This is a genomic window from Mycoplasmopsis agalactiae 14628, assembly GCF_000266865.1.
Taxonomy (GTDB): Bacteria; Bacillota_I; Bacilli_A; order Mycoplasmatales; family Metamycoplasmataceae; genus Mycoplasmopsis; species Mycoplasmopsis agalactiae_A.
This window is the reverse complement of sequence record NZ_AJPR01000002.1, coordinates 1-22,176: the sequence shown is the minus strand read 5'-3', so window position 1 is coordinate 22,176 and position 22,176 is coordinate 1. Positions and strand designations below refer to the sequence as shown.

14 protein-coding genes and 1 pseudogene are annotated in these 22,176 nt (G+C 28.0%); 13 read left to right on the top strand and 2 right to left on the bottom strand.

The features are described 5' to 3' along the window. Positions 1-267: Mbov_0400 family ICE element protein (locus MAGB_RS00085; protein WP_420329210.1), on the bottom strand; the 267-nt coding region annotated here is incomplete at its 3' end. A gap of 193 nt (positions 268-460) precedes the next feature. Beyond that, positions 461-4,597 (bottom strand): annotated as a pseudogene (locus MAGB_RS00080) (Mbov_0399 family ICE element protein); the annotation flags it as partial. Between the two features lie 157 nt (positions 4,598-4,754). Between MAGB_RS00080 and MAGB_RS00075 the strand changes: the two are divergent. From MAGB_RS00075 to MAGB_RS00010, 13 genes are all read left to right on the top strand, one after another. Then, positions 4,755-5,555: an MAGa4850 family ICE element protein gene (locus MAGB_RS00075; protein WP_004023792.1), complete on the top strand. Its 801-nt coding sequence runs from the start codon at positions 4,755-4,757 to the stop codon at positions 5,553-5,555. A 1,325-nt stretch (positions 5,556-6,880) separates the two neighbouring features. Then, positions 6,881-7,894 carry an ArdC-like ssDNA-binding domain-containing protein gene (locus MAGB_RS00070; RefSeq protein WP_004023791.1) on the top strand — a complete coding sequence of 338 codons (1,014 nt, stop codon included), beginning with the start codon at positions 6,881-6,883 and terminating at the stop codon, positions 7,892-7,894. Positions 7,895-7,899: 5 nt separating this feature from the next. After that, positions 7,900-8,316, top strand: coding sequence for a single-stranded DNA-binding protein (locus tag MAGB_RS00065; protein WP_004023790.1), 417 nt, complete (start codon positions 7,900-7,902; stop codon positions 8,314-8,316). Positions 8,317-8,331: 15 nt separating this feature from the next. Next, positions 8,332-9,027 carry an Mbov_0392 family ICE element protein gene (locus tag MAGB_RS00060; RefSeq protein ID WP_004023789.1) on the top strand — a complete coding sequence of 232 codons (696 nt, stop codon included), beginning with the start codon at positions 8,332-8,334 and terminating at the stop codon, positions 9,025-9,027. 51 nt (positions 9,028-9,078) lie between these two features. Further along, positions 9,079-9,648 (top strand): Mbov_0392 family ICE element protein, encoded by a 570-nt coding sequence (locus MAGB_RS00055; RefSeq protein WP_004023788.1) that lies wholly within the window; start codon positions 9,079-9,081, stop codon positions 9,646-9,648. Between the two features lie 47 nt (positions 9,649-9,695). Beyond that, entirely contained in the window at positions 9,696-10,373 is a 678-nt protein-coding gene (locus MAGB_RS00050; protein WP_004023787.1) for an Mbov_0392 family ICE element protein, read from the top strand. Positions 10,374-10,424: 51 nt separating this feature from the next. Next, positions 10,425-12,437: a type IV secretory system conjugative DNA transfer family protein gene (locus tag MAGB_RS00045; protein WP_004023786.1), complete on the top strand. Its 2,013-nt coding sequence runs from the start codon at positions 10,425-10,427 to the stop codon at positions 12,435-12,437. Between the two features lie 47 nt (positions 12,438-12,484). Next, entirely contained in the window at positions 12,485-13,474 is a 990-nt protein-coding gene (locus MAGB_RS00040) for a toxin-antitoxin system YwqK family antitoxin (RefSeq protein WP_004023785.1), read from the top strand. A 405-nt stretch (positions 13,475-13,879) separates the two neighbouring features. Continuing rightward, positions 13,880-14,239: an Mbov_0395 family pilin-like conjugal transfer protein gene (locus tag MAGB_RS00030; RefSeq protein ID WP_004023783.1), complete on the top strand. Its 360-nt coding sequence runs from the start codon at positions 13,880-13,882 to the stop codon at positions 14,237-14,239. Positions 14,240-14,243: 4 nt separating this feature from the next. Continuing rightward, positions 14,244-15,317, top strand: coding sequence for an MMCAP2_0566 family conjugal transfer protein (locus MAGB_RS00025; RefSeq protein WP_004023782.1), 1,074 nt, complete (start codon positions 14,244-14,246; stop codon positions 15,315-15,317). 200 nt (positions 15,318-15,517) lie between these two features. Beyond that, the gene (locus MAGB_RS00020; protein WP_004023781.1) at positions 15,518-15,904 is read left to right on the top strand and encodes a hypothetical protein; all 387 of its coding nucleotides are present in this window, start codon (positions 15,518-15,520) and stop codon (positions 15,902-15,904) included. Next, positions 15,891-18,677, top strand: a complete 2,787-nt coding sequence (locus MAGB_RS00015) for an Mbov_0397 family ICE element conjugal transfer ATPase (protein ID WP_004023780.1) — start codon at positions 15,891-15,893, stop codon at positions 18,675-18,677. The genes MAGB_RS00020 and MAGB_RS00015 overlap by 14 nt, the downstream gene beginning before the upstream one ends. Positions 18,678-18,682: 5 nt before the next feature. Continuing rightward, positions 18,683-22,176: Mbov_0399 family ICE element protein (locus MAGB_RS00010; protein WP_036433045.1), on the top strand; the 3,494-nt coding region annotated here is incomplete at its 3' end.

Genomic DNA, 22,176 nt, shown 5'->3' with positions numbered 1-22,176 from the left:
ATTAATCGCGTTACCAATTTCTACTTCTTTACCATAAATATTTCTATTTGGAACGATTACATTTCTATCATCATTAGTTGTTTTATATTGATTCTTTTTAGTAATTGATTTAACTGATAAATAATAAACATAATCATTAGAATAAAAGACTACATAGGGGCGATGAATCTTACCTTTTTTAAATGTATCTATTATTTTTGCATCCGAATTAATTGCTATAGGTAAGTCATTTTTATTACTTCTAACTTTAAATAATTTCCCAAACATTATTTTATTTTCCATACTATTTTAATTATAAAATTAATAAAAAAAATGTAGGCATTTAAACCTACAATTGTTTCTTTTTTTAACCCGAGTACCAGGATCGGAGAGTGGTTGAAACTAATCCACTAATAATCAAGAAAACTAAGTTTTCTATACCAATAGTTTAACATAAATTTTAAAATTAATAAAATTTTTTTTATTTAATTTTGTTTTTAACTTTTCTTACATAGATAAAACCAATAAGAGTTCCTATGCCTGTAGCTCCTAAAATCCCTAAAGGGATAAAAATTAAAAGAATTTGTTTTTGAGTTAGCTTTTTAGTAGTGCCACTTATTGGCTTATTTAGATCATCAATAGGATCAAATAGTTTATTGATATTAGAAATACTTATAGCAGTGCTATTCTTAGATACATTAGGTATTGCTTTTAAACTTAATGAAGCGACAATTGGCTCATTTGATTTTTCACCAATTTTCTTAATAACTTCATTTAATTCATTAAGGTCTATATCATAATGTTTTTTGTACTCAATAAAGTATTGTAAACTCAAATTATCAACAATAGTTTTTAAAACTTTTTCTCTTAGTTCAGATAAAACGTGTTCACTAAATGATTGTTTAGCTAAATATACATATGAAAGGTCATAAAGAACTTTATTAATGTTTGGATCTTTATTTGATCCACTGTCATTGTTATTGTTTCCATTAGATCCGTTGCTGTTGCCATTGCTGTTATTATGGCCATTGCCATTGTTTTCGCCACTGCCACTACCACCTGGATTGCTTCCATCTCTACCATTACTATTTCCATTATTAATATATCCATCTCAAGGTCTATATGGACTTACATATGGATCTAGTTCATCATTAATAACTTCATTAGCATTGTTTGTAACATTCACAAATGTAGAGTTTTTAATTTTAATGTTATTGCCTTTAATTTCTAATCTAGTAGAATTGCCTTTACCTAATGAAAGTGCTCTTATAGCATTTTCTCAATTATCAATAATTAAGTCTTTATTTATTTCTAAGTGATGAGATTTTAATTGCTTATTAATTTCTTCAACAACTTTTCTCTTTAACATTGAAAGTTTATTTTCATTTAATGTTATATCATTAAGCTTAATTTTTGATAAGTCAATATCTTCTTCTAAAGCTTGCGCTACAACATTGACTACTTCAACTCTTGCATAACCAAATTTCTTGCCTAAAGCTTGTAAGTTAGCAAATGAAATATTAACATTTTTAAAGTCACTTACATTAGTTTGCGGATATATTCTTTCTCTTGCAACTTGATCTAAGTTTTTAATTTCATAATCAGTGCCTAATTTTAAATTAGGAGTTTGTTCTTGAATTAATTTCTTAATTCATTCTTTAGCTTCTTCAAATGTGCTAGTACCTTTTAAGTTTATTCTTTTAAATACTATGCCATTAAAAATACTTCTTTTATCCTTAGCAATATCGCTTTCATCATCACTAATACCATTATTACCAGATGAATTGTCAGTAGGTCATTTTTCACTAAATGGATCAGCATAAGGATTTTTATTAGGATCTATGCCACTATTTGAACTGCCATTAGAGCCATTGCCACTAGCGGAACTATTGTTTCTACCACCGCTATTTATAGGAGTATTTGAATTTCCAGGGATATTTATATTATTTCAATTATTACTATTTGAATTGCCGTTAGAGCCATTGCCACTATTTGAACTGTTGTTTCCATCTCTATTATTTGAATCATCATCTCTAGGGCTTACTTTTTCTCAATCACTACCATTAGATGGACTATAAGGCTTTATATTATTTGAATCATCATCACTAATAGACTTAGCGAAATCTAGCAAAATAGAGAAACTGGACTTAGGCAATAAGTTATATTTTTTATTATTGTTTGGATCAATAAATGAAACATTAACCACTAACAATTTAAGTCTTTCATTTAAGTCATAATTAATATTTAGTAACTGTAAATGCTTTTCAGATAAAGATAAAAACACATCATTTTTAGGTAAGAATTGCAAAATTCTTTTAAATGAGCTATAGCTATTTTTAGCCGCTAAATTTAAGAATAATTGAGAGTTAAGAGTAAGGTAAATGTTTTCTTTAGACTCTTTTTTATTAGATGGATCTTTGCCATCACCACTGCCAGGCTTAGAGCCATCTCCATCTCCATTGCCACTATTTGAACTGCCATTAGCAGAATTTTCAATTTCAATATGCACAGCATAGCCATCTTGACTTAGCCTATATCTAGTATTTGTAGTTTTAAGCTTAAAAAATACTTTTAAATAGTTTTCTCCGCCAACTTCAACTTTACTTAATTCTACTTTCTCACTATGATTGAATTTATCTATATATTCTTTAAATTTATCTACAGATGCAATATCAGAAATCTTTTTTTGTTTTGGTATTGTCTTAAACTTAGGAGTTATAGCGATAGGGCTATTAACTTCAAAGCCAGTTCATAAATCATTAATATATTGCTTATAATACTCCATTGCGTCTTCATAATTGAGCAACTTTATTTGTTCATGTTTTAATTCTTTAGTAGCTTCTAGGTATTCGAAAAATCTTTTACCTTGTTTAGTTTCTCATAAAGGCTTTAGCGAATCAAAATTAGGTAAGCTATCTAAAAATTGGCTATAAGGGCTACTATCTTTATTAATTAAAACAAATTTATAATTTGATATTGAATTCTTAGCATTTGACGTAAAAAGTCAAATGCCTTCTTCAGAAAAGTAATTATCAGATCCTGTTTCATTTGCTAGTGTTAGAAAACGTTGAGTAGAACTTTTAGGTATTTTATAAAGCCCACGACTAGTTAATTTAAATAATGTAGCATTCTCATTTTTACCAATTAACTGTTTTAATGCCCCTTTACCGTCTAATACAACTGCTTCAGCAATTACTCCAGAATCTAAGTCTTTTTCATTACTATGTGGAGCAAATAGAGTCTTAGTTTTATATGGAGCTTTAGTTAGCTTATAGTAGTTTTTTTCTTTAGAATCATCAACATCATCAGAAAAATCACTATTAGGCATATAATGGCCGTCTTTTTCAGGATATCTATTAGTATCAGTATTAGCAAATAAGCCTAAATTTGACTTAGTACTACCACGCTTAAAATCAAATCATACTAATTGTTTTTTAGTACCAGTTTTTTTATCAATTAATGGATCGTATTTAGCATTGGGTATTGGCTTACCATCTTTATCTTTTTTAACTTCTCCTTTTTCATCAGTTAAAAACTCTTCTATTAACTCTTTTTGATGCCTATTTTTCTCAGGATCTCAGGCGAATCATTTATAGTCCATTTGAGCACTTCTACTATCAATTACAATTATCTTTGTATATTTATACTCAACTGTTTTATGCGCTTTATCTTTATACTTGGTTATCTCAATTTTATATTCATTTTTAGCATGCGAGTTAGATTCATTTTTAGTTGTTTTATCATTTTGATCTTTAATATCAGCATTAAAAACTTTTTCTTTATCATCAGCATTTTTTCTATTGTCAGTTAAGTCTTCTTCGAATCTATAGTTAATAACGTCAATTTTTTTGCCATTTATAGTAATAACTTCAGTTTCATCACTAGTAGCAGTAAAGTTAACTTTTAATGGTGTATGTGCAATTCATCTTCCGCCATATCTTTCATTGCCTGTATTATTAATTTCTTTTTGTTCATTAGGATCTCTTACTAAAATATCATCAACTAATTTAGTAGTGCCATTATTAAAGTCAACTCATTTTCCTAATTTAATTACTAGCCTTTTTTCTAAGTTTTTTCTAGCAATTCTACCTTTATATTCAGCAGATGGAGTAATATTAACTTTTACATTTTTGGCAACTCATTCTTTAAATGTGCCATCTTCATTTTTTAAACAAATGTCAATTGTACTAGGGCTAGCAACTTCAAATTCAGCCCTTAATTTTGAACTATTATTATTTTGCTTATTAAACTCTTGCAACTTTTCGTCTAACTTTTCAATGTTAGTTTTATCGCCATTTTGCTTAGATTCATCAGTGCCTAATTGTCCGCCTGTATCAGTTTCAATATTGAAACTGTAAGCTTCTAACTTGCTTTTAAGATTATTAAAATCAGTTTTATATTTTGCAAAAATATGTTCTTTATCTCTAGGACTAGATAATTCAACAGTTATTTTATAGCTAGTTACTTTATCTCAGTCGAATTTATTTTCATTAGTATATTTAATATCATCATTTGATTCTTCTTCATATTCTTCATCGAAGTTAAAATTTCTTTCTAGATAACTAACTTTTCTAGCATTTAAGTTTTTAGCTTCTAGTGACATTGTAATTTTGGATATTGTAGCATTTGATGAATTTCTTTCTTTATTTTTGGAACTGATATAAGAAAGTGGGTATCCCCCCACTTTTTTTAATTCTTGCTTCATTTATATATATCTTCAAGTTCAAAACACGTTTTTAGTTAATAGAACTTTGATAGTTGTAAATGGAGAAATAATGAAAAACCTATTATTAAAAAAGAAGGAAAAACCAATTGTAACAATTTCCTTTTTAAGAAAGTACAATAAAAAGAAATATAACAAGCTGACAGAAGAAGCACTTGAAATCTTATTCAAAAGTAAGATCATCATTGGTGAAAAAATGTACAAGGAATTGAAAGAAAGAAAGATTGCTTTTGAATTCTTGGCCATTATAAGACAGTTAGGTGCTAAAGCTAACTATATTTCTATTTTGTATTTACAAAAACTAGGCTTCAAACGTTCAACATTAACAGAAACTATTAAACATCTATCAAATCTTGGCTATATTAAACACAATAAAAAAGGTGCAATTAAGCTAACTAAAAAGTCATGAACACTTAAAAAAGAAAAGTTTATGAAAATATCATCAAAGAAATTGTGAATGCACTTTCTACTTGGTGGATCAGCAACAACCCTTTGAAATATAACAAGAATAATAGCTTATAAAAAAAATCATTCAAAGGCTGATAAATCCTTATTCAGAACCCTTGACTTTGTTGAAGAATATAAAACAATGCCTTATAAGCTAGAAAAAAGAAAAAAGTCTAAACACAAAAGATTTACAACGATTAAATTATCAAAAACTGTTGTTAACATGCCTGAATCAGAAAAGGGTTTTGATTTATTAAGAATTCAAAATAAGTTTTTTGATGGGAGCAGTGCAACAATAGCAAAAAGTATTAAATTTTTTAAAAAAGGTTTTGTTGACATAGGGTTCTTTTATTTAAGGCAATATAAAAACAACCTATTTGTAACTGAAAGATATATGTATCTTTAAAAACAAAAACAAACTAAAAACTTAAATTAAAAATACTAAATTAGGATATGTGTGAAATGCATAATATCCATATTTAATGTTGCCATATTAGCTTGTTTTATAGTAGTTTTAGGCAATGCAAAATTCACTTGCTAAAATGACAAACATAAAGATAAATGATTATATGAAATATAACATTTATCGTAATAAGGAGACAGCAAGCAGTCAAATAAACAGTCAAACAGTAGGACATTATTTGGTTTTAATTTAAAAAAGAGAAATAAATAAAATCCAATTGAACCAAATAAGCCATAAATATTTTGGGCTTTTAAGTTGATATTGCAAAAAATATTTAATTTAAAGAATATTAGAACAATGTTAAATAATAACTTACTGAATATAGATATTAATTACTTGTAAAAGTTTATTTAAGTATTCAATAGCTAACTGTAAGTAGTCAATAAACTAATTGATTGGTTAAAGATAAATTAGAACAATGACTAATAGAAATAGTTAGAAATATTAATTCATTGATTAATTTTTATTGTCATGAATTATTTCAATTCTATTATAAAAGCACAATGTCAACAAAGTAGCTATAAATCATTTAGGTTTTTAACTTGATATAGTAGAAATTATTCAATTTAAAAAATATTTGAACAATATTAAATAATAACTTACTGAATATAGATATTAATTACTTGTAAAAGTTTATTTAAGTATTCAATAACTAATTATAAGTAGTCAATGACAAATTGATTGGTTAAAGATAATTTAAACAACGATTAAGTTACTAGAAATAGTTAGAAATATTAATTCATAATTAAGTTCATTTTTATTGTTATGAATTACTTCACCTTATTATAAAAACCTAATGCTATGAATATAAATTTCCACTAATAGGAAAAAATCAAGTAAACAATAAATAACTAAGCTGACAAAGTTTATTCAAATAATAATTAATAGTCAGTGTTAAGTCTTATGAAGGCTATACCAATAAGATTAAAAATAATTAGATTGTTGAATGAAAAATTAAAACTTGAATATTTAACATATCTTGTCCATACTTGTTATTAGATTAAGTAAATAATAACTAACTATGTAGTTAAAAATGATTACTTATCATGACTTGTTCATGTTCATTATTTGATTAGGTATGAAATGACTAAGCGGATAATGAAAGACTGTTTAATTATATATGTCCCTGTAGTTCAAACCCATTGAACAACAGGGAGATGGCTCATAATGCATGAGCCAGGGGCAATATTAATATGTTTAATTTAAATTTATATACTGCCCCCAGTTTATTGAGAGGGGGTGTGGGGGAGAGTATAGGACATTATAGAATGACAAAGAAAGAATTAAGAAAAGAGCAAACAAATAGATTTATAGAAAGCACAATAATCACAACAGATTCACTGCTTAGCAAGTACTTATATGATAGTGCTAAGATGGAAGAATTCTTATCCTTCATTGCTAACTTAAATAACAAGTATAGCTTTATTAATATGTGTTTGATTAGAAGCCAGTTTCCAGGAGCTTCAATAGTTAAGTCATATAGCAGTTGAAAAAAGGAAAATATTCAAGTAAGGAAATCTGAAAAAGGAATATCAATATTTAGGCCTAAAGTCATTAAGTATGTTGTTTATAATAATGCAAAAGTTACAAAAGACAAATGAACTAATGAAATTAAAGAATTAGTTAAGAATAATGAATTAGAAGTCTACACATATACAAAAGGCTTTACCCTAGCTAAAGTATTTGATATTTCACAAACAATACTTCCTAAAGAGAAATATCCAAAACAATACTTTTCTTACTTTATAAAAGAAGATGATGAAAATATCAATCCAAATGCTAAGTTGTTAAGTTTGCTATGCAATTTTATAGCAAAACACAATATTGGAATAACCTATGCCACAATGGGTTTAAACACTAGTGAACAAAGATTTTATGATACGAATATTCATGGAATTAAACACTGAATTAGGTTAAATGATAAGAATTCAATTACTCAAAATATATATTCACTTGTTAAAGAATATGCCCACACTTTGTTAGGTCATGATATATCAGCAATAAGCAAGATTGAAAACAAATATCAAGCACAATTAGTTGCTTATGCTATATGCAAGAGCTTTAGACTAAAAGGAATTGAGATATCAAGCTTTGATGAATTCAGATCTTGAGTAAATCAATCTACTAAAGAAATGCGTAAAAAATGAATTAATAGTGTAATTTTTGCTTCAAAACAATTTGCAAATGACTTTAATTACTTCTTAGATGAAATAGAAATTAATGTTATTAAAGCTCATTTAAGTGAAACTGCTAGCCTAAATGAAGCAGTAGGCAGAAAGTAATCTCAATGCAATCTAATTTTTTGAATCGCATACGTATTTATGGCTTTGTAGTTAGTGAGAGCTTCACAATCATTGAATATAAGTCTAAATATAACATTAATGAAAAAGCTATTAAATTCACTATAAATAATATGCAAAATGGCAACCCTAACTTTATTGAAATAGTAGTGTGAAATCCAACTGTCGTTGACTATGTTTTAAATAACATTAAAAGACTTGACTTAGTAGAAATAACAGGTAAATTACTAGTTAATTCATACACTAAAGATGATAAAAAATATTATAAAACCTACATAAAGGCAAACAGAGTTTTATTATCAAAAATGTCTAAATATCATTTTGAAAAGCCTATTCAGCAACCTGTACAACAACCTATTCAACAGTCTAATGACAATGTCTATTCTTTCTTTATAGAAGACTAAAAGAGAAACAGTGATATGGACTATTTTACAAAGAAAAATATTAAAAACATTTTGTATGCATCAATGCCTAGAAAGCTTAAATCATCGGAGATTATCAATAAATTTAATGAAATTGCTCACACAATAGATAACAGATTTGGTGACAGAACTATTTATGTAGACATAATATTAGCCATTAATGAAAGAATACCAGCAATGGTAGAAACTGGGGTTTATTCTAAGCTTTTAGAAAAAATCTTAAAAGAGCTATATGATGGCTTAACTGAAGTTAATAGACTGGCCAAAATCTATCAATTAGTTTGCAACTGAAGCTTATTAAATATTAGTAATAAAGATGATACTGAGTTAGTTAACTTTAGTCTTAATGAATATATGGAAGCTGATCAAATATTTGAATACAAATATTTAATGGATAAAGCAACTAAAAGCATTAATGAATTAGGCACTAAAAGCCCTGAAATGAATCTTTATATTGATTTAGTAAGAAATTGCGATGAATATGCAATGGTACAGCTTGATAAAAAGAACAGAGCCAGAGTGTTTTATGAGAACAATTTATTGCTTTATTACTTAGCTTGATTAAGTGAAAAGAAATTAGATGAATTGTTGCCTAAAGTTATGTATGTAGATATTTACAGCAATATTGCTGGAGAAGCTTATAACATACGAATAAGAGAGTGAAAGAAAGACAAGAATTCTAAATTTTGATAGAGCAAAATATCAAATTAATAAATTAGATAAATAACTATTTTATAAGGAGAAATGATGCAAACTGAGAGAAATAATGAAACATATGCAAAACTTAGAGAAAAGGCCAATCAGTTTCAAAATGAACAAAAGCAAAGAATTTATTTAAGAATAATTGATGAGATTGCTGACATTGACTTTAGTGGCTATAATGAAAAACTATGACAAAAAATATATGCTGAAATTAGCAAAACAACAGACCTAGACAAAATTGCAGGCATCTATAAAACAAGCTTAATTGTTAGTGAAATAATTGCCGAAAATACCTATGAACAAGATGAATATAAAATGTTAGAAGATTTTTATAGTGAAAGTGATATACACTCATTTGATGAATTATGAGATCAAATGGATATTGACTTAAAAACCTATGGAACTGAAGCTAACCTTGATTTACTTGTAGACTTAATTGAATTAAGTGAAATGTCTAGCCCAATTAAAATTGATGGCTATGGCAGGGCAAAACCAATCTTTGATCTTGCCCCTGAGTTTGTAGATTGACTATTAGATCAAGACTGATATGAACTATGCCCATCACTATATGATGAAGACAGTTTTGTATCAGAATTTGATTTATATGAATAAGTAACTAATTAAATTAATTTAAAAATTATGTAGAGAGTGAGCAAGATATGAAAAAGTATTTTGAATACAAAGACATAGAGAAATTATTAGTAAAAGACCAAGAAGAAAATTATGAATATTTAAGAGTTCTAAATGAAAAAGCATCTTCATTTAAAAGTGAACAAGAAAAAGCACAATATGTTGAGTTAGTTAAAAGCATTTTCATTAATTTAGAAAAAATTGCTAGATATCCAATTTCTGCAACAGAGTTTGCTTTTAACACTTGTAAAGTAATTGAAACACAAGCTTTAACAATAGCTGAAATACAAAAACTATTAGAACTTACAAAAATAGTATTGCAGTTTAATAATTCAGTTTTTATGAAAAACTTTAATAACTTTGGCTGTGGTGCTGATTATTTAATCTTTTTAATTGATTTTAATGATATTGAACCTGTTTTTTCATTAAAGGAAATGTTGAATGAACAAGAAGAGCATGACTGGATTGACTGAGAGCTTTATTCTTTATATAAGAAAAGAAATAAAGAAATACCTTGATTAAACAGTTTGTCAAATGATGATGACTTAGTTTACATTGGTGATAGTAATAATCCATATGACTGATACCTTGTAGATGAAAGAGATTTAGTTTTTGATTATCTAGAAAATCACTTGGATCAGGATCATATTGTTTCTTGAATAAAAGCAAAAGAATTGGATGAGAAGTATTTTAAAAAGACTAATTAAAGAAATAGAAAACAATGGAAATCTAATTAATGAAAGGAGTATGACAAGTTAATGAAAAAAATAGCAATAAAAATTATTGTTATTGTTATAGCTTCAATTATCTTTACAGCTATTGGTTTTCTGCTAGTTATTAATTTTATTAATTTAAGAACATATGATGATCTTTCTAAGGTCAAAACATTTAGTGATTACATTAACCTTTCTAAGCATAATGTAATAAGAAATTCTAACTTCTTTATATTATTTACCCCAATGTTATTTCTTCTTCTTTCAGGAGCATTTGTATATTTTGTGTTCTTTAGAAAAAGAAAAGAACAAACAGATGAAAGCAAATATTGACTTTGGAATGATAAACTCTTAGTTGGCGATAGATCATTTTTTAAAAAGCAGTTCTTAGTTTCTCCCAACTATAAACATAATCAAAACAATGCTAACTGAGTAATTAACTATGCAAAAAGCTTAAAAAAATGATGAATTAATAACGGCAAAAATGACATCAACAGTGTCGTAATTGGTGGTGTTGGTAGTGGTAAAACACAAAGAGTAATTTTACCAAACATACTATATAACAGTCATTTAAGACCAAAGTACAAAGCATCTTTTGTTATTACAGACCCTAAAAAAGAAATAATTAAAGCTGTAGGTAAAAAGCTCACTGATCAAAAATATAAAATATTTGCAATTGACTTTAGTGAGCCTGAATATAGCAATGGTTGAAACCCATTACATTATGTATATAGGCAAGCTCACTTAGAATATAGTGACCAAAAAACTTATATTGAAAACATTTATAAAGCTTTTAGTGAGATTAATAATGTTATAGAGCAATTGCCATGATCAGATACTGATGAAAAGTTTTGAACTGATAATGCTAAAAGAGTTATTAATACAGCAACTAAATTCCTTTTATTAGTATCACTAGAAAGACCTGATTTAGTTACAGCTCAAGACTTTAACTTAATTTCAGTAGGTAAACTGTGTGTTGCTCCTGCTTGGGATGCAAATCAAGACTGAATATCAATAGTTAAACTAAAAGCTAATGATGACTTAATTTGAAAAGAGCTTTGATTTGAAGTTGAAGCATTGCTATCAGAAGCTAAAAATGCTCAAACTTTCCAAAGTATTTTGTCATTTGTTTCTAGTGCACTAGCAATTTTTACCAATGATGAGTTTGTACAAAGAGTTATTGCACAGACAAAGAGTTTTGACTTAAGTTTAATTGCTAAAGAGAAACAACCAGTAGCTATCTTTATCCACTATCCTGATCATAAACCTTCTCATCATTTCTTAATTAGTATGCTAATTGACCAAATTTACCAAGCATTAGTTAGCCAAGCTAATGAAAATGGTAAGAGAAAAGATGAATATGGCATATATTTATCAGAAAAGTTAGATAGAAAATGACTATTTTTACTTGATGAAGCAGGAAACTTACCAAAGATTATCAATTTAGATAATAAAGTAACTATTTCAAGAAGTAGGAATATATTCTTCCAATTTGTACTTCAAGATTACAACCAGCTTAAAAAGTACAACGATAAGGTAGATGGAGTGGATAAAACAATTCGTTCAAACTTGCAATTTACTTACTTTTTAAATAGTAATGATGAAGATACGCTAAAAGAATTATCAGAATCATTAGGCAAAAAAGAAGTTAAGAAAATTTCAAAGTCTACTTCATATGATAGTAGGTCAAAAGGATCGACATCAGGAACTACTGAAAACATTGAAGAAAAGCCATTAATGAGTGTGAGTGAAATAAAGTCTAAGAATAAAGACTTAGCCATTATTTCAATTATTGGCTATAAGCCAATGCTTATTAAAACTAAATTAGCCTATAAACATTTTACAAATGATAATTATGTGCACAAATGTGATGAAACATCTAGTGAAATTACTAAATGAAGCTTGAGCAACTTAACTAATAGTGAAGCACAAGAGAGCATAAGTGCAGAAATAGAGCAAAGTGAAAATATTGATATAGAAACTGAAATAAATGAAGAAGTAAGGCAAGAAAATGACTTATACAGCATAGCCTTAGATATAGTAAATAGATTTGATTAAAAACTAATATGCCTATAAAACAGGTATATATGGCAAAGGAGAATATTATGGAATGAGTTAATCCCGGTTTTGATCCTGTTGGTTATGAATCAAGAGTATCAATGGAAAACAAAAAAATAAATAACAAAAATTTTGATGTTATTACTTATAAAAATGGTAAGCAATTTGCCTTTACTGAATTGCAAGGCAATTATGGTTATTATGAAGTTAAAAAAAATAAGATTGATGGTAATTTTTACTGAGTACAAAATGGTAACTTATCAATTACTGGACAAGCTAAGAATAACAAATTAGATGGTACATTAACTGAATATGAGCCAGGAACAGGCCAAATTAAAAGGCAAATAGATTACAAAAACAATCTTGAGCATGGACAAGAAAAAAACTTTGAAAATGGGAAACTAAAGTCAACTACTGACTGAGTTAAAGGCCTTAAAACAGGCTCACATATAACATATGATAATGAAGGAAAAGTCTTATCAAATGATAAATATATAGCTAATACTCCTGCAACTGATGAAGAGTATAAAAAATGAGAGAAATCAAGACCAAAAGCACAGGCTAAAGAAGAGTTTGACAGATTTGGTAAATGAATAAGCAGGCCTTCTACTATGGTGAAAGGATTTTCAGCTGTATTTGCAATAGTAGCCATTGTAGCTTTTCCATTTTGAGCAGGACTAACGGTTGTTGGAGCTGTAGGAATGTATGACTTTTGAAAAGAAAGAGTGCATGCAATAGAAAAAGAAAATAACTTCCCTGAAAGAGAATTGAATTTCAGTAGAAAAGACTTAAAAGAGATGAAAGAAGAGTTAAAACATGACCTTCGTAATCAATTAAGCAAGTCAAAGGAAGAAGCAACAAAAGCATTAAATAGTGAGCCTACAGTTGCTAAAGAGCAAGCTAAAAAAGAAGTAAAAAGAACAAAAACAACTGATGCCTTTGATACTAAAAACATTGAAAGTGCTAAACAAGAAGTTAAAAAAACTGCATCAATGGATGCTGTAAAACAAAGCATATTGCAAGGATTTAAGAAGTAGCTTTATAAGACAATGAAAAAAATAAAAAAGCCAAATCCTAAGTATAAAAGCTTATTAATTACCACAGGAATTTTTTGTTTTTGCCTGCTTGCTATTTGCGTAATTCTTTTAATTATGTTATACAAATAGCCCTATAAAACAGGCTTAAATAAAAAAATAGAGTATGAAAAAAATATCCAAAAAAGCTTCAATAGCAATCTTAGTAACATATATTGTTATACAAGTAGCTTTAATTTGGTTTTTGTTACTTTGTTTATCTTATTGACAATATTTAGTACAGCAAGGAGCACTAACAACAACCAAATTTAATTTGCTAATTGGAGCACTAATTCTATATATATTACTAGCACTGATATATCCAATTTGATGATTTAAAAAACATAAAAAGAAACAAAGGAGATAAATATGAAAAATGAAATTAACACAGCTGGATTAACAAAACTACAATCAGGTATTGATCAAATTATTAATGTTGTGTTTGGTATATTCACAGGTATAACTGTTGTTATAGTTATTGCTCTTTTAATTTGAGCAATGGTTAAAAACCAACAAGAAGAAGACCCTATGAAAAGAAAGCAAAACACTCACAAAATACTATGGGGTGCCGCAGCTTTAGTTTTAATTGTTTTAGCATGGGGATTAACATCATTTATAAGAAATGCTCAAGGAAATGCAAATGCTGTTATTAACAGTAATAGCACTTCAGGAGCAGCCAGCTTTCTAAATATATTTACTCAACCAATTTATTACAACCTAAAGGTATAGATTAATGGGGCTATTTGATTACTTAGCGGCAATACCAGTTGGTATGGTTATATGAATGCCAATAATGGCTATAGCATTGCTTTTTGCAACACTTTTTGTTTATGCATTATTAGTTGCTAGATATATTGTATTTGATGGAACAAAATTTATATTGTTTGGTCTTAAACCTAATGATGATATTACTAATTTCACTACCCCAAGCATATTTGCTCACATATTGATTGTAAGTACAGCAATTTGAGTAGTAATGTTCTTTCTTATAATTATTAAATTTTCTATTTCAGAATTTCGTAGTTCATCAGCATTATTACGTAGTGCTGTAAAACAAAGTGCAATTAGTCTTTTATTTTTATTAGGTTTTCAAGTAGGCATTTTGTTATTTAATGAATTTATAATAAATATTCTTAAACTTATAGATGGAAATGAACATGGAAGCACTGGATTAGGTTTTATAAATAGAACATTTAATCCTAATTTTCAAGAAGTAATTGATGAAAAACCTTTTGAAGGCTCAATAGTACGTTCTGGAAATGATGCAAATGGCTATGAATTTAAGTGGGGCATTGCCTCAATTCCGGGTTTATGATCAGTGATATCAGCTGTTCATTCAAAAATACCTTTTCTAATAGTTGTTGCCGGTGGTGCAATAGGATATGCAGTTAGAGGAGCATTGTTTACATTCATAACTGTCATTTTCATTTATGGTTCAGTTTTAAAAACAATGATTAGAAATGCAGGTAGGATTGTACCAGTTGTGCTTTTATACTTTATATTCCCTATTATAGTAGCATTATCTCTTGCTGATAATGGTAGGAAATTAAGAGCATGAAAGGACAGTTTTATCTCTAATTATCTATCTTTAGTTTTATTCTTCTTCTCATTTTATGTAATCAACTGAGCAGTTGAGAACATGGTTGAATTAACTGATTATTTCTTAGGATTTCACAGTGTAATGGTTTCTTTAATAATAAATATTATAGGTTACAGAAATTTAGGCAAATTACAATCAGTAATAATGAGATTTTGTGGATTACCAGAAGCAGCGCCAGCTAAAGGGGGTAGCATAGGAAAAAAATAATTAGCCTTGCTTCTAAAGCAGGGCAGTTTGCACTAAATTTCATTCCAGCTGGAAAACTTGCTAAACCGGCAACACGTGTAACAGTTAAACTTGCTGAGCAACAATTAAAAGCTATTAGTGATGGTAATCTAGCAGGTGCTATAGGGGTATACAATCCAAAGAATTTATTAAGAGTTACTATTACAGCTAACTTATTTAAGATGAAAACTGAAGTTTTTAACTTAAAAGGTATAGCTAAAGTAGTAGTTAAAGAAAAAGCAAAAACTGCAGTTTATAGTGCAGTAGAAAATACTGTTTCTCAAAAGAAAGATAAGAAGAAAGAAAAAGAAGAGTTACAGAAGCAACAAGAGCAAATTAAACAACACAATGCAAGAGTTGCTCAGTTTGCAAAAGAAAACAACCTTACCCACTTATCGCATGAAGAACAACTAAACATGTACTGAGAAAGCCTTGAAAATCAATCAAGAGTAAACTTTGCTGATAAATTAAGCAAAGAAGGCAAGAACACAAACTCAATGCTTTTAGATACAGTAACTAAACAATCAAATCAACCCAATGTAGGAAAAGGAACAAATGCTACAACCTAATAGACTAAAATATAAGAAAATTAAAATAACAAGAGTTTTCTCTTGAAAAGATGTTATTGAATTCTTTATTGTTATATTAATCTCTTTTTTAGTATCCTTTTTAGCTTTTAGGCCTTTTGCATTGCAATATAAGTGAATAGTATTTGCTATTATGTTTTTCACTTTACTAATATTTATAATGCCTTCAGGCCAAAATTGTAAGATATATGAGCTTTTGATTAGAATGTTTAAATTCAAGTCAATGCCCCATAAGTTTGCAAAAGAACTATCAAATAATAAAGAAAGAGACAGTGCTGATTTAAACCCATATTCATCATTAGTTTCAGCAGATGTTGTTAAAAATAAGACATTTACTAATAAATTATTTAGTAAAACTGAACACAATAATTACTTTATGGTTCTACAAATAAATGGACAGGATATTTGAAAAGAAAATGCTGATACACAAATTAGATTAATTGATAACTTTGCAAGAATTTTAGACAGCTTTAAACATAAAATTTCCATTATTAAATTAGATGAAAAAATTAAGTATGACAAAAACAAAGAATTTATTAATAATTCATCTAAAAATAAGCAATTGCTAGGTAAAAATAATGAGTTTTGAAATAGATATTATCAGGCAAATATTAATGACTTTTCAAAATTAGAAACTGAAAATACAGCAAGTGTTTTTTACTTAGTAATTAATGCTCCAACAATTGATTCACTTGAAGAAATGTTTATAACATTTGAGCAAAAAATCAATGATTTAGGGCTATTTACATACAATAAATTACAAGACTTTGAACTGCTTAAGTTTTTAAACCAATTAAACCGCTTTGGAAAAACTGATGAACAAATTCATAGCTATTTAAATTTAAGTGGTATTTATGACCAAAAAGATAGCTTAGATCAATTATTTGCCTATGACGAAGTTATCTTTAATAGAGATACTATTTCTATTAATGGTGGCCAATACAGTGTTAAATGTGTTGGAAAAACAGCCAACAGACTTAATGCTCAATGGCTTAAACAAATGTTTTCAATTTCAGGCACTGTCGTATGAAATTTATTCCCTTACAATGATCAAAATGCTATTAATAAATTGCTTGATAAGGCAGCCAAAAGAAATGAAGATTCAATGAGTGTGGATCACACAGTAGTTGGTAAGTTCTCATCAGGTATTGAAGAGCAAGCAATAGTTGCTATGATTGAACAAGTTCAACAAGAAAATTACAAACTATTTGATGCAAATATTTTTGTTTTTGATGCTGTAAAAGACAGGCAAGAACAAAGAGCAAGAAATATTAAGTTAAAAAATACTTGAGCAAAAGAAAACTTTGGCATAAACTCATTGTTATTTAGACAATTTGAAGGCTTTTTAGATGTTATAAACTTTCCTATTACTAAATTAGATAGAGAATACTACCAAATAACATCATTAAACCAAGCTGTTGGCTATCCAATTCATAGAAAGCTACTTAATGATGGTAACAGTCTTTTAGTTGGTAAAGAGCTAAGAGAAAGCAATGAAGCTTTAGTATGAAATATGTTCAAGCTTACTCAATATAGAACAAATCATAATGTAATGATACTAGGTACACCTGGTATGGGTAAGTCAACTTTTACTAAGAAAATTCTTACTAATGCTGTATCAGCAGGTAATATTGCAATTGTAATTGACCCACAAGCTGAATACTTAAAGTGAGCTAATACTTTAGGTGGTCAAATTATTGACTTAGGAAATGGCTCAGGAACAACAATTAATCCATTACAAGTAAGATCATTTATAGCAAGAAGTGAAGATGAAGTAGATAATACTAACATTAAATCTATTGTTAATAACCATCTTAACTGACTAAATAAGTTTTTCTCGATTGTTTTTGATGACTTAGATAGTAAAAAATCAGCCATTTTAAGACAACAAATAATTCACTTATATGAAAAATGGGGTATTTATAAACTAAAAAAAGTGTCAGACTTCACATATGAAGAGTGACCTACAATGTCAGACTTAATTAAGTCAATGAGAGAGTATGAAATACCTACTGATCATCATGACAGAGAGCAAAGACATAAAGAGATATTGGACTTTGCAGAGCTATTAAGCATTGAATTTGAAAATAATGGTAACTTAAGAGAGCTTTATAATGGCCATACATCGGTAAGCATTAATAATGATGTAGTTGTGTTTAAAAATGACAACTTAACTGATACACAAGGATCAATTACAGCTAGATTAGGTATTATGGTGCTTCTTAGCTTAATTAATGAATTTATCTTTAATAATGCTTTAAACAACAAAATTATTATTAAAGAATACAAGCAAAAGAATAATGTCAAAATCTTAAGTATGAAAGAAATGCAGAAGCTTATTAAATATTCAGCTTTATGTATTGATGAAGAGCACTTATACATTAATGAAAAGAACATTACAACATTAGAGTATATTGCTGATACTACTAAATTAGTGCGTAAGTTAGACTGTGGAACAATACATACTACTCAAAACCCTTCAGACTATAAGCAAACAGCTTCAGTAGCTGAAATGGCTTCAAGAATAATAAATAACTGTTCTTATTCATTCTTTTTTGGGCTGTTAGACAATGATATAGAAACTGTTAAAGGCTTCTATAAAAACTCTAATCAATTATTAGATTCAGAAGTTAAATTCATTGCTTCAAGACAAAGGGGTAAGGTATTAGCAACTATTTCAAACAATGAACGTTATTCAATTAATTTACATTTTAATGATGTAGAAAAAGAACTATTTTTTGATAAAGGAGAGTAATAATAATGAAAGGTAGAAAATATAAATATATTTTAGTACCAGCATTAGGGAGTTTACTCCCTTTTGCTTTTATTAGTGCTGGTTCTTTAAAAAGCACTAGTTCAGCATTTTTAATTACTAATAAATTATTATCAGTATCAGACAGTAATTTTAATAAATCATCTATAGATAACAGGTTTAATCAAATTGAAGAGTTTAAATCAGGTGTTTATAAAAAAAGAGAACAGAGAACATTCACTTATAAGTGGAATCAATTATTGCTTGAGCCATATTTAGTTGGTGTTGATCAATTTGCGGGACCATTTAGAAGAATTAAATACAATGTGTTCGGTAAACAATTTGAATATCCATCAAGGACAACTAAATATTTTCATAATCCACCAGAAGTTAAATTTGAACCTAGTGTTTCTGGTGTTTCGCTTCCTGATTATATTGGATTTTATTACCCTTATGGTGAGCCTGTAAATTCTTATACAGAAAAATTTTTTTGGTGAACCAAAGCAGAAAACGATCTTAAACCAGTAGACCTAAAATATGATTATTACCAGCCTATACCTGCTATAAGCATTAAAGAAGTTAAAGAAAGAATAAATGATTTGGTTCACCCGCCGATAGAACATTATATAAGGGACGATTATAATGGGGATGAAGTATATTACACCCCTAATCCAGATGCTTTTGAAAATATAAAGATTATAGGTTTTGATCTAACTGAAGAATCTAAAAATAAGCTTAAGAACAATGCAGAACCTTGAACAGACAGAGATTTTTATCGATCATATAAAATATTAGATATATCTAATGGTGATTATTGAGCTTACACAGCCAATCCTGACGTTGAAGTCACTTTAGAATTTGATTCAACTGGAAAAGAATATTACGACTTATCAGATAGTATTAAATTTAGAGACTTAAATACTATTTATAATGGCTTAAAACAGGCTTATTCGGAAAATACGTCAATATTAAATAATGACAAAATAACAATAGAATCAGATGTTATGGGAGACTTAGATGATTCATCTCCTGTTGATATAGACCTTAAAAATTTTCCAATTAAAACTAATATACAAAAGTTAAAGACAAAAGTATCTACTAAAGAACATAGTCTATCAGATGGCTGAAAAATAAAGCTTTCAGAAACTCCTGAAGTAACAGATTCAAAAAATAAAAGAGTCAAAATAGTTAAAAGACTTGTTAGTGTTTCTAAAAATGGAACTGATAAAACAGCTGATCTAATCAAAACTCTTGAAACTGCTTCAAACCCTGCTACGGAAGATCAAAAGTTAAATATCAGTAAGTTTGCTAATATGCTTAAAGAACTTACAAGTGGCATTAATACTTATGATGATGTTGGAGTTGAACTCACTGAATCTGATTTATATAAAAAATATATATCTTATACAAAGCAAAAAGATAGGAAAGAAAAAGGTTTAAACTTAAAAGACAATCTTACAATAAAGTATGGATATTCTCAGGCTATAAAAACTCTTGGAGAGTGACAAAGCTACTACAATAAGGAAAGAAAATTAGACTTTTTACAACAAACTGTAGCTAAACGAATAAAAGACCCTGATAAAGATAAGAAATATGATCATGGTACTTTTTTAGTAGGCTCACCAATAGATATTAAATTTGTTTCTAACAATGCAGAAACAGACATTATGCTAATTAACAAACAAAAAGTTGATGTATTAAATAAAGAGTTTAAGAAAAGGTTAATTGACTTTAGAGTTGTCACTAGCACTAAAGAAATTAAAGATAAAGAAGATGAAAAGCAACCAACTAATGAATATGAAATTCACTTACAACGCTTTAAACCGAACACAAACAACTCAAAGGATATTGATGAACAATACATTGTTAGATATCAAATAATTCAAAAGTTCTTCACTCAAATTATCAAATGATATGGTTGGGAGCCTGATAAAAACCCTGAGCAAAAACAACTAATATCAAAAATTTTGCTTAATAAAAATGGTCAACCACTTTTAGATGATAAAAAGAGAGAAATTCCAAACCCTAATTATGATCCATACATAGACCCAGCCACAGGAACTAAGAAACAAATTTTATGAATAAGTCATGATAATTTAAATAATCATAAACTACTTAATGAGCTTAGTTTTACATACCCCTCATTGCTATATGATGTAAAGCAAAAGGTAGATTTTGGTATATATGTTGATTCACATGTATTAGGTAAAGGGGCTCTTAGAAATCTAGAATATGATAAATCCTTAAGCGACGTTAAATACTATAAAAAGAAGCTTTTTGATAAAAAAACAGAACATAAAAACAATAAAAAAGTTGTTACATATGTTAAAAGCGATGAATCATCAGAAGAACTTCCACTACAAAATAACCAAAGTGAGTTTTCATACTTTTCTGATGAAGGAATTTGACTAGTTTATGCAACTAATAATAGTAATGACATACAAACATTTTCAAATGCTTCATTAGTTTTAATTGATGAAGATAATGACCCCAAGTCTTATTTCTATGAAACAGTTAAAGACAGGTTATATAATAAACAGGGAACAAAATTAGAGAACTACTTTCAACCATTTTTACATTCTAATAACTGAATTTCTGAGCCTTTAGCTAAGTATTTAACTGCTACAACAGGCCAAACCTTTGCTGAACTAGCTAAAATGCCATACAATGACTTTATCTATAAATATTTAGACTTTGTAAACTTAAAATACGATTCAAAAGAAGACTATCCAGTTATTGATACTAAAGATACTATATATGAGAATGTATTTGAAAGTTCAGTACGCTGAAATGAATTGCCAAATTTAAATGGTTTAACATATGCTAATGAACAAGATGAATCAGTTAAAGAGAAATATAGAAAAGAAGTTGAGAATATAGTTAATAACTATATTAAAAGCCATATAAGGGGTAATTCTCGTCTAAGAGAGCATGGCATATATGAAAATGTAGGCTGAGAAATTAAAGAATGAAATGATGCCAAAAACCATTGATTAAATAGAGCATTAAAAGTTGAATTAAATGATGCTTCTAAATCAACAGGAGTTGAATTTACACTTGTAGCTACTGAACCAAAATATAGGAAATTTAGTTTTAAGAAGTTCTTCCTTAAAAATAATGCTCATCATATTTACTACCCACCAATTGACTTAAGTAAATTACCAATTGAAACAAGGCATCAAATTAACATTGACTATTCAAAAGGTACACATAAACAAAATGCTGATAAAATTAATAAACTCATAAAACAAAAAATAAATGATGAGTTTAAAAAATACAATAAAAATAAAACCCCTATTGAAATAGGAAAAGATATCAAAATATCTAATTTAAGCGAACTCAATATTAAAGTTGCTCAATATAACAAATATGATACTTTTTCTGCTATCATAACCCCATTAAATGCCAACTTACATAATCAAATATTATTTGAGTTTCGAAATACATCTGATCCTAAAAAGAAGCCAATAGATAATCCAAGTAATCCATCATCTAATTCTAT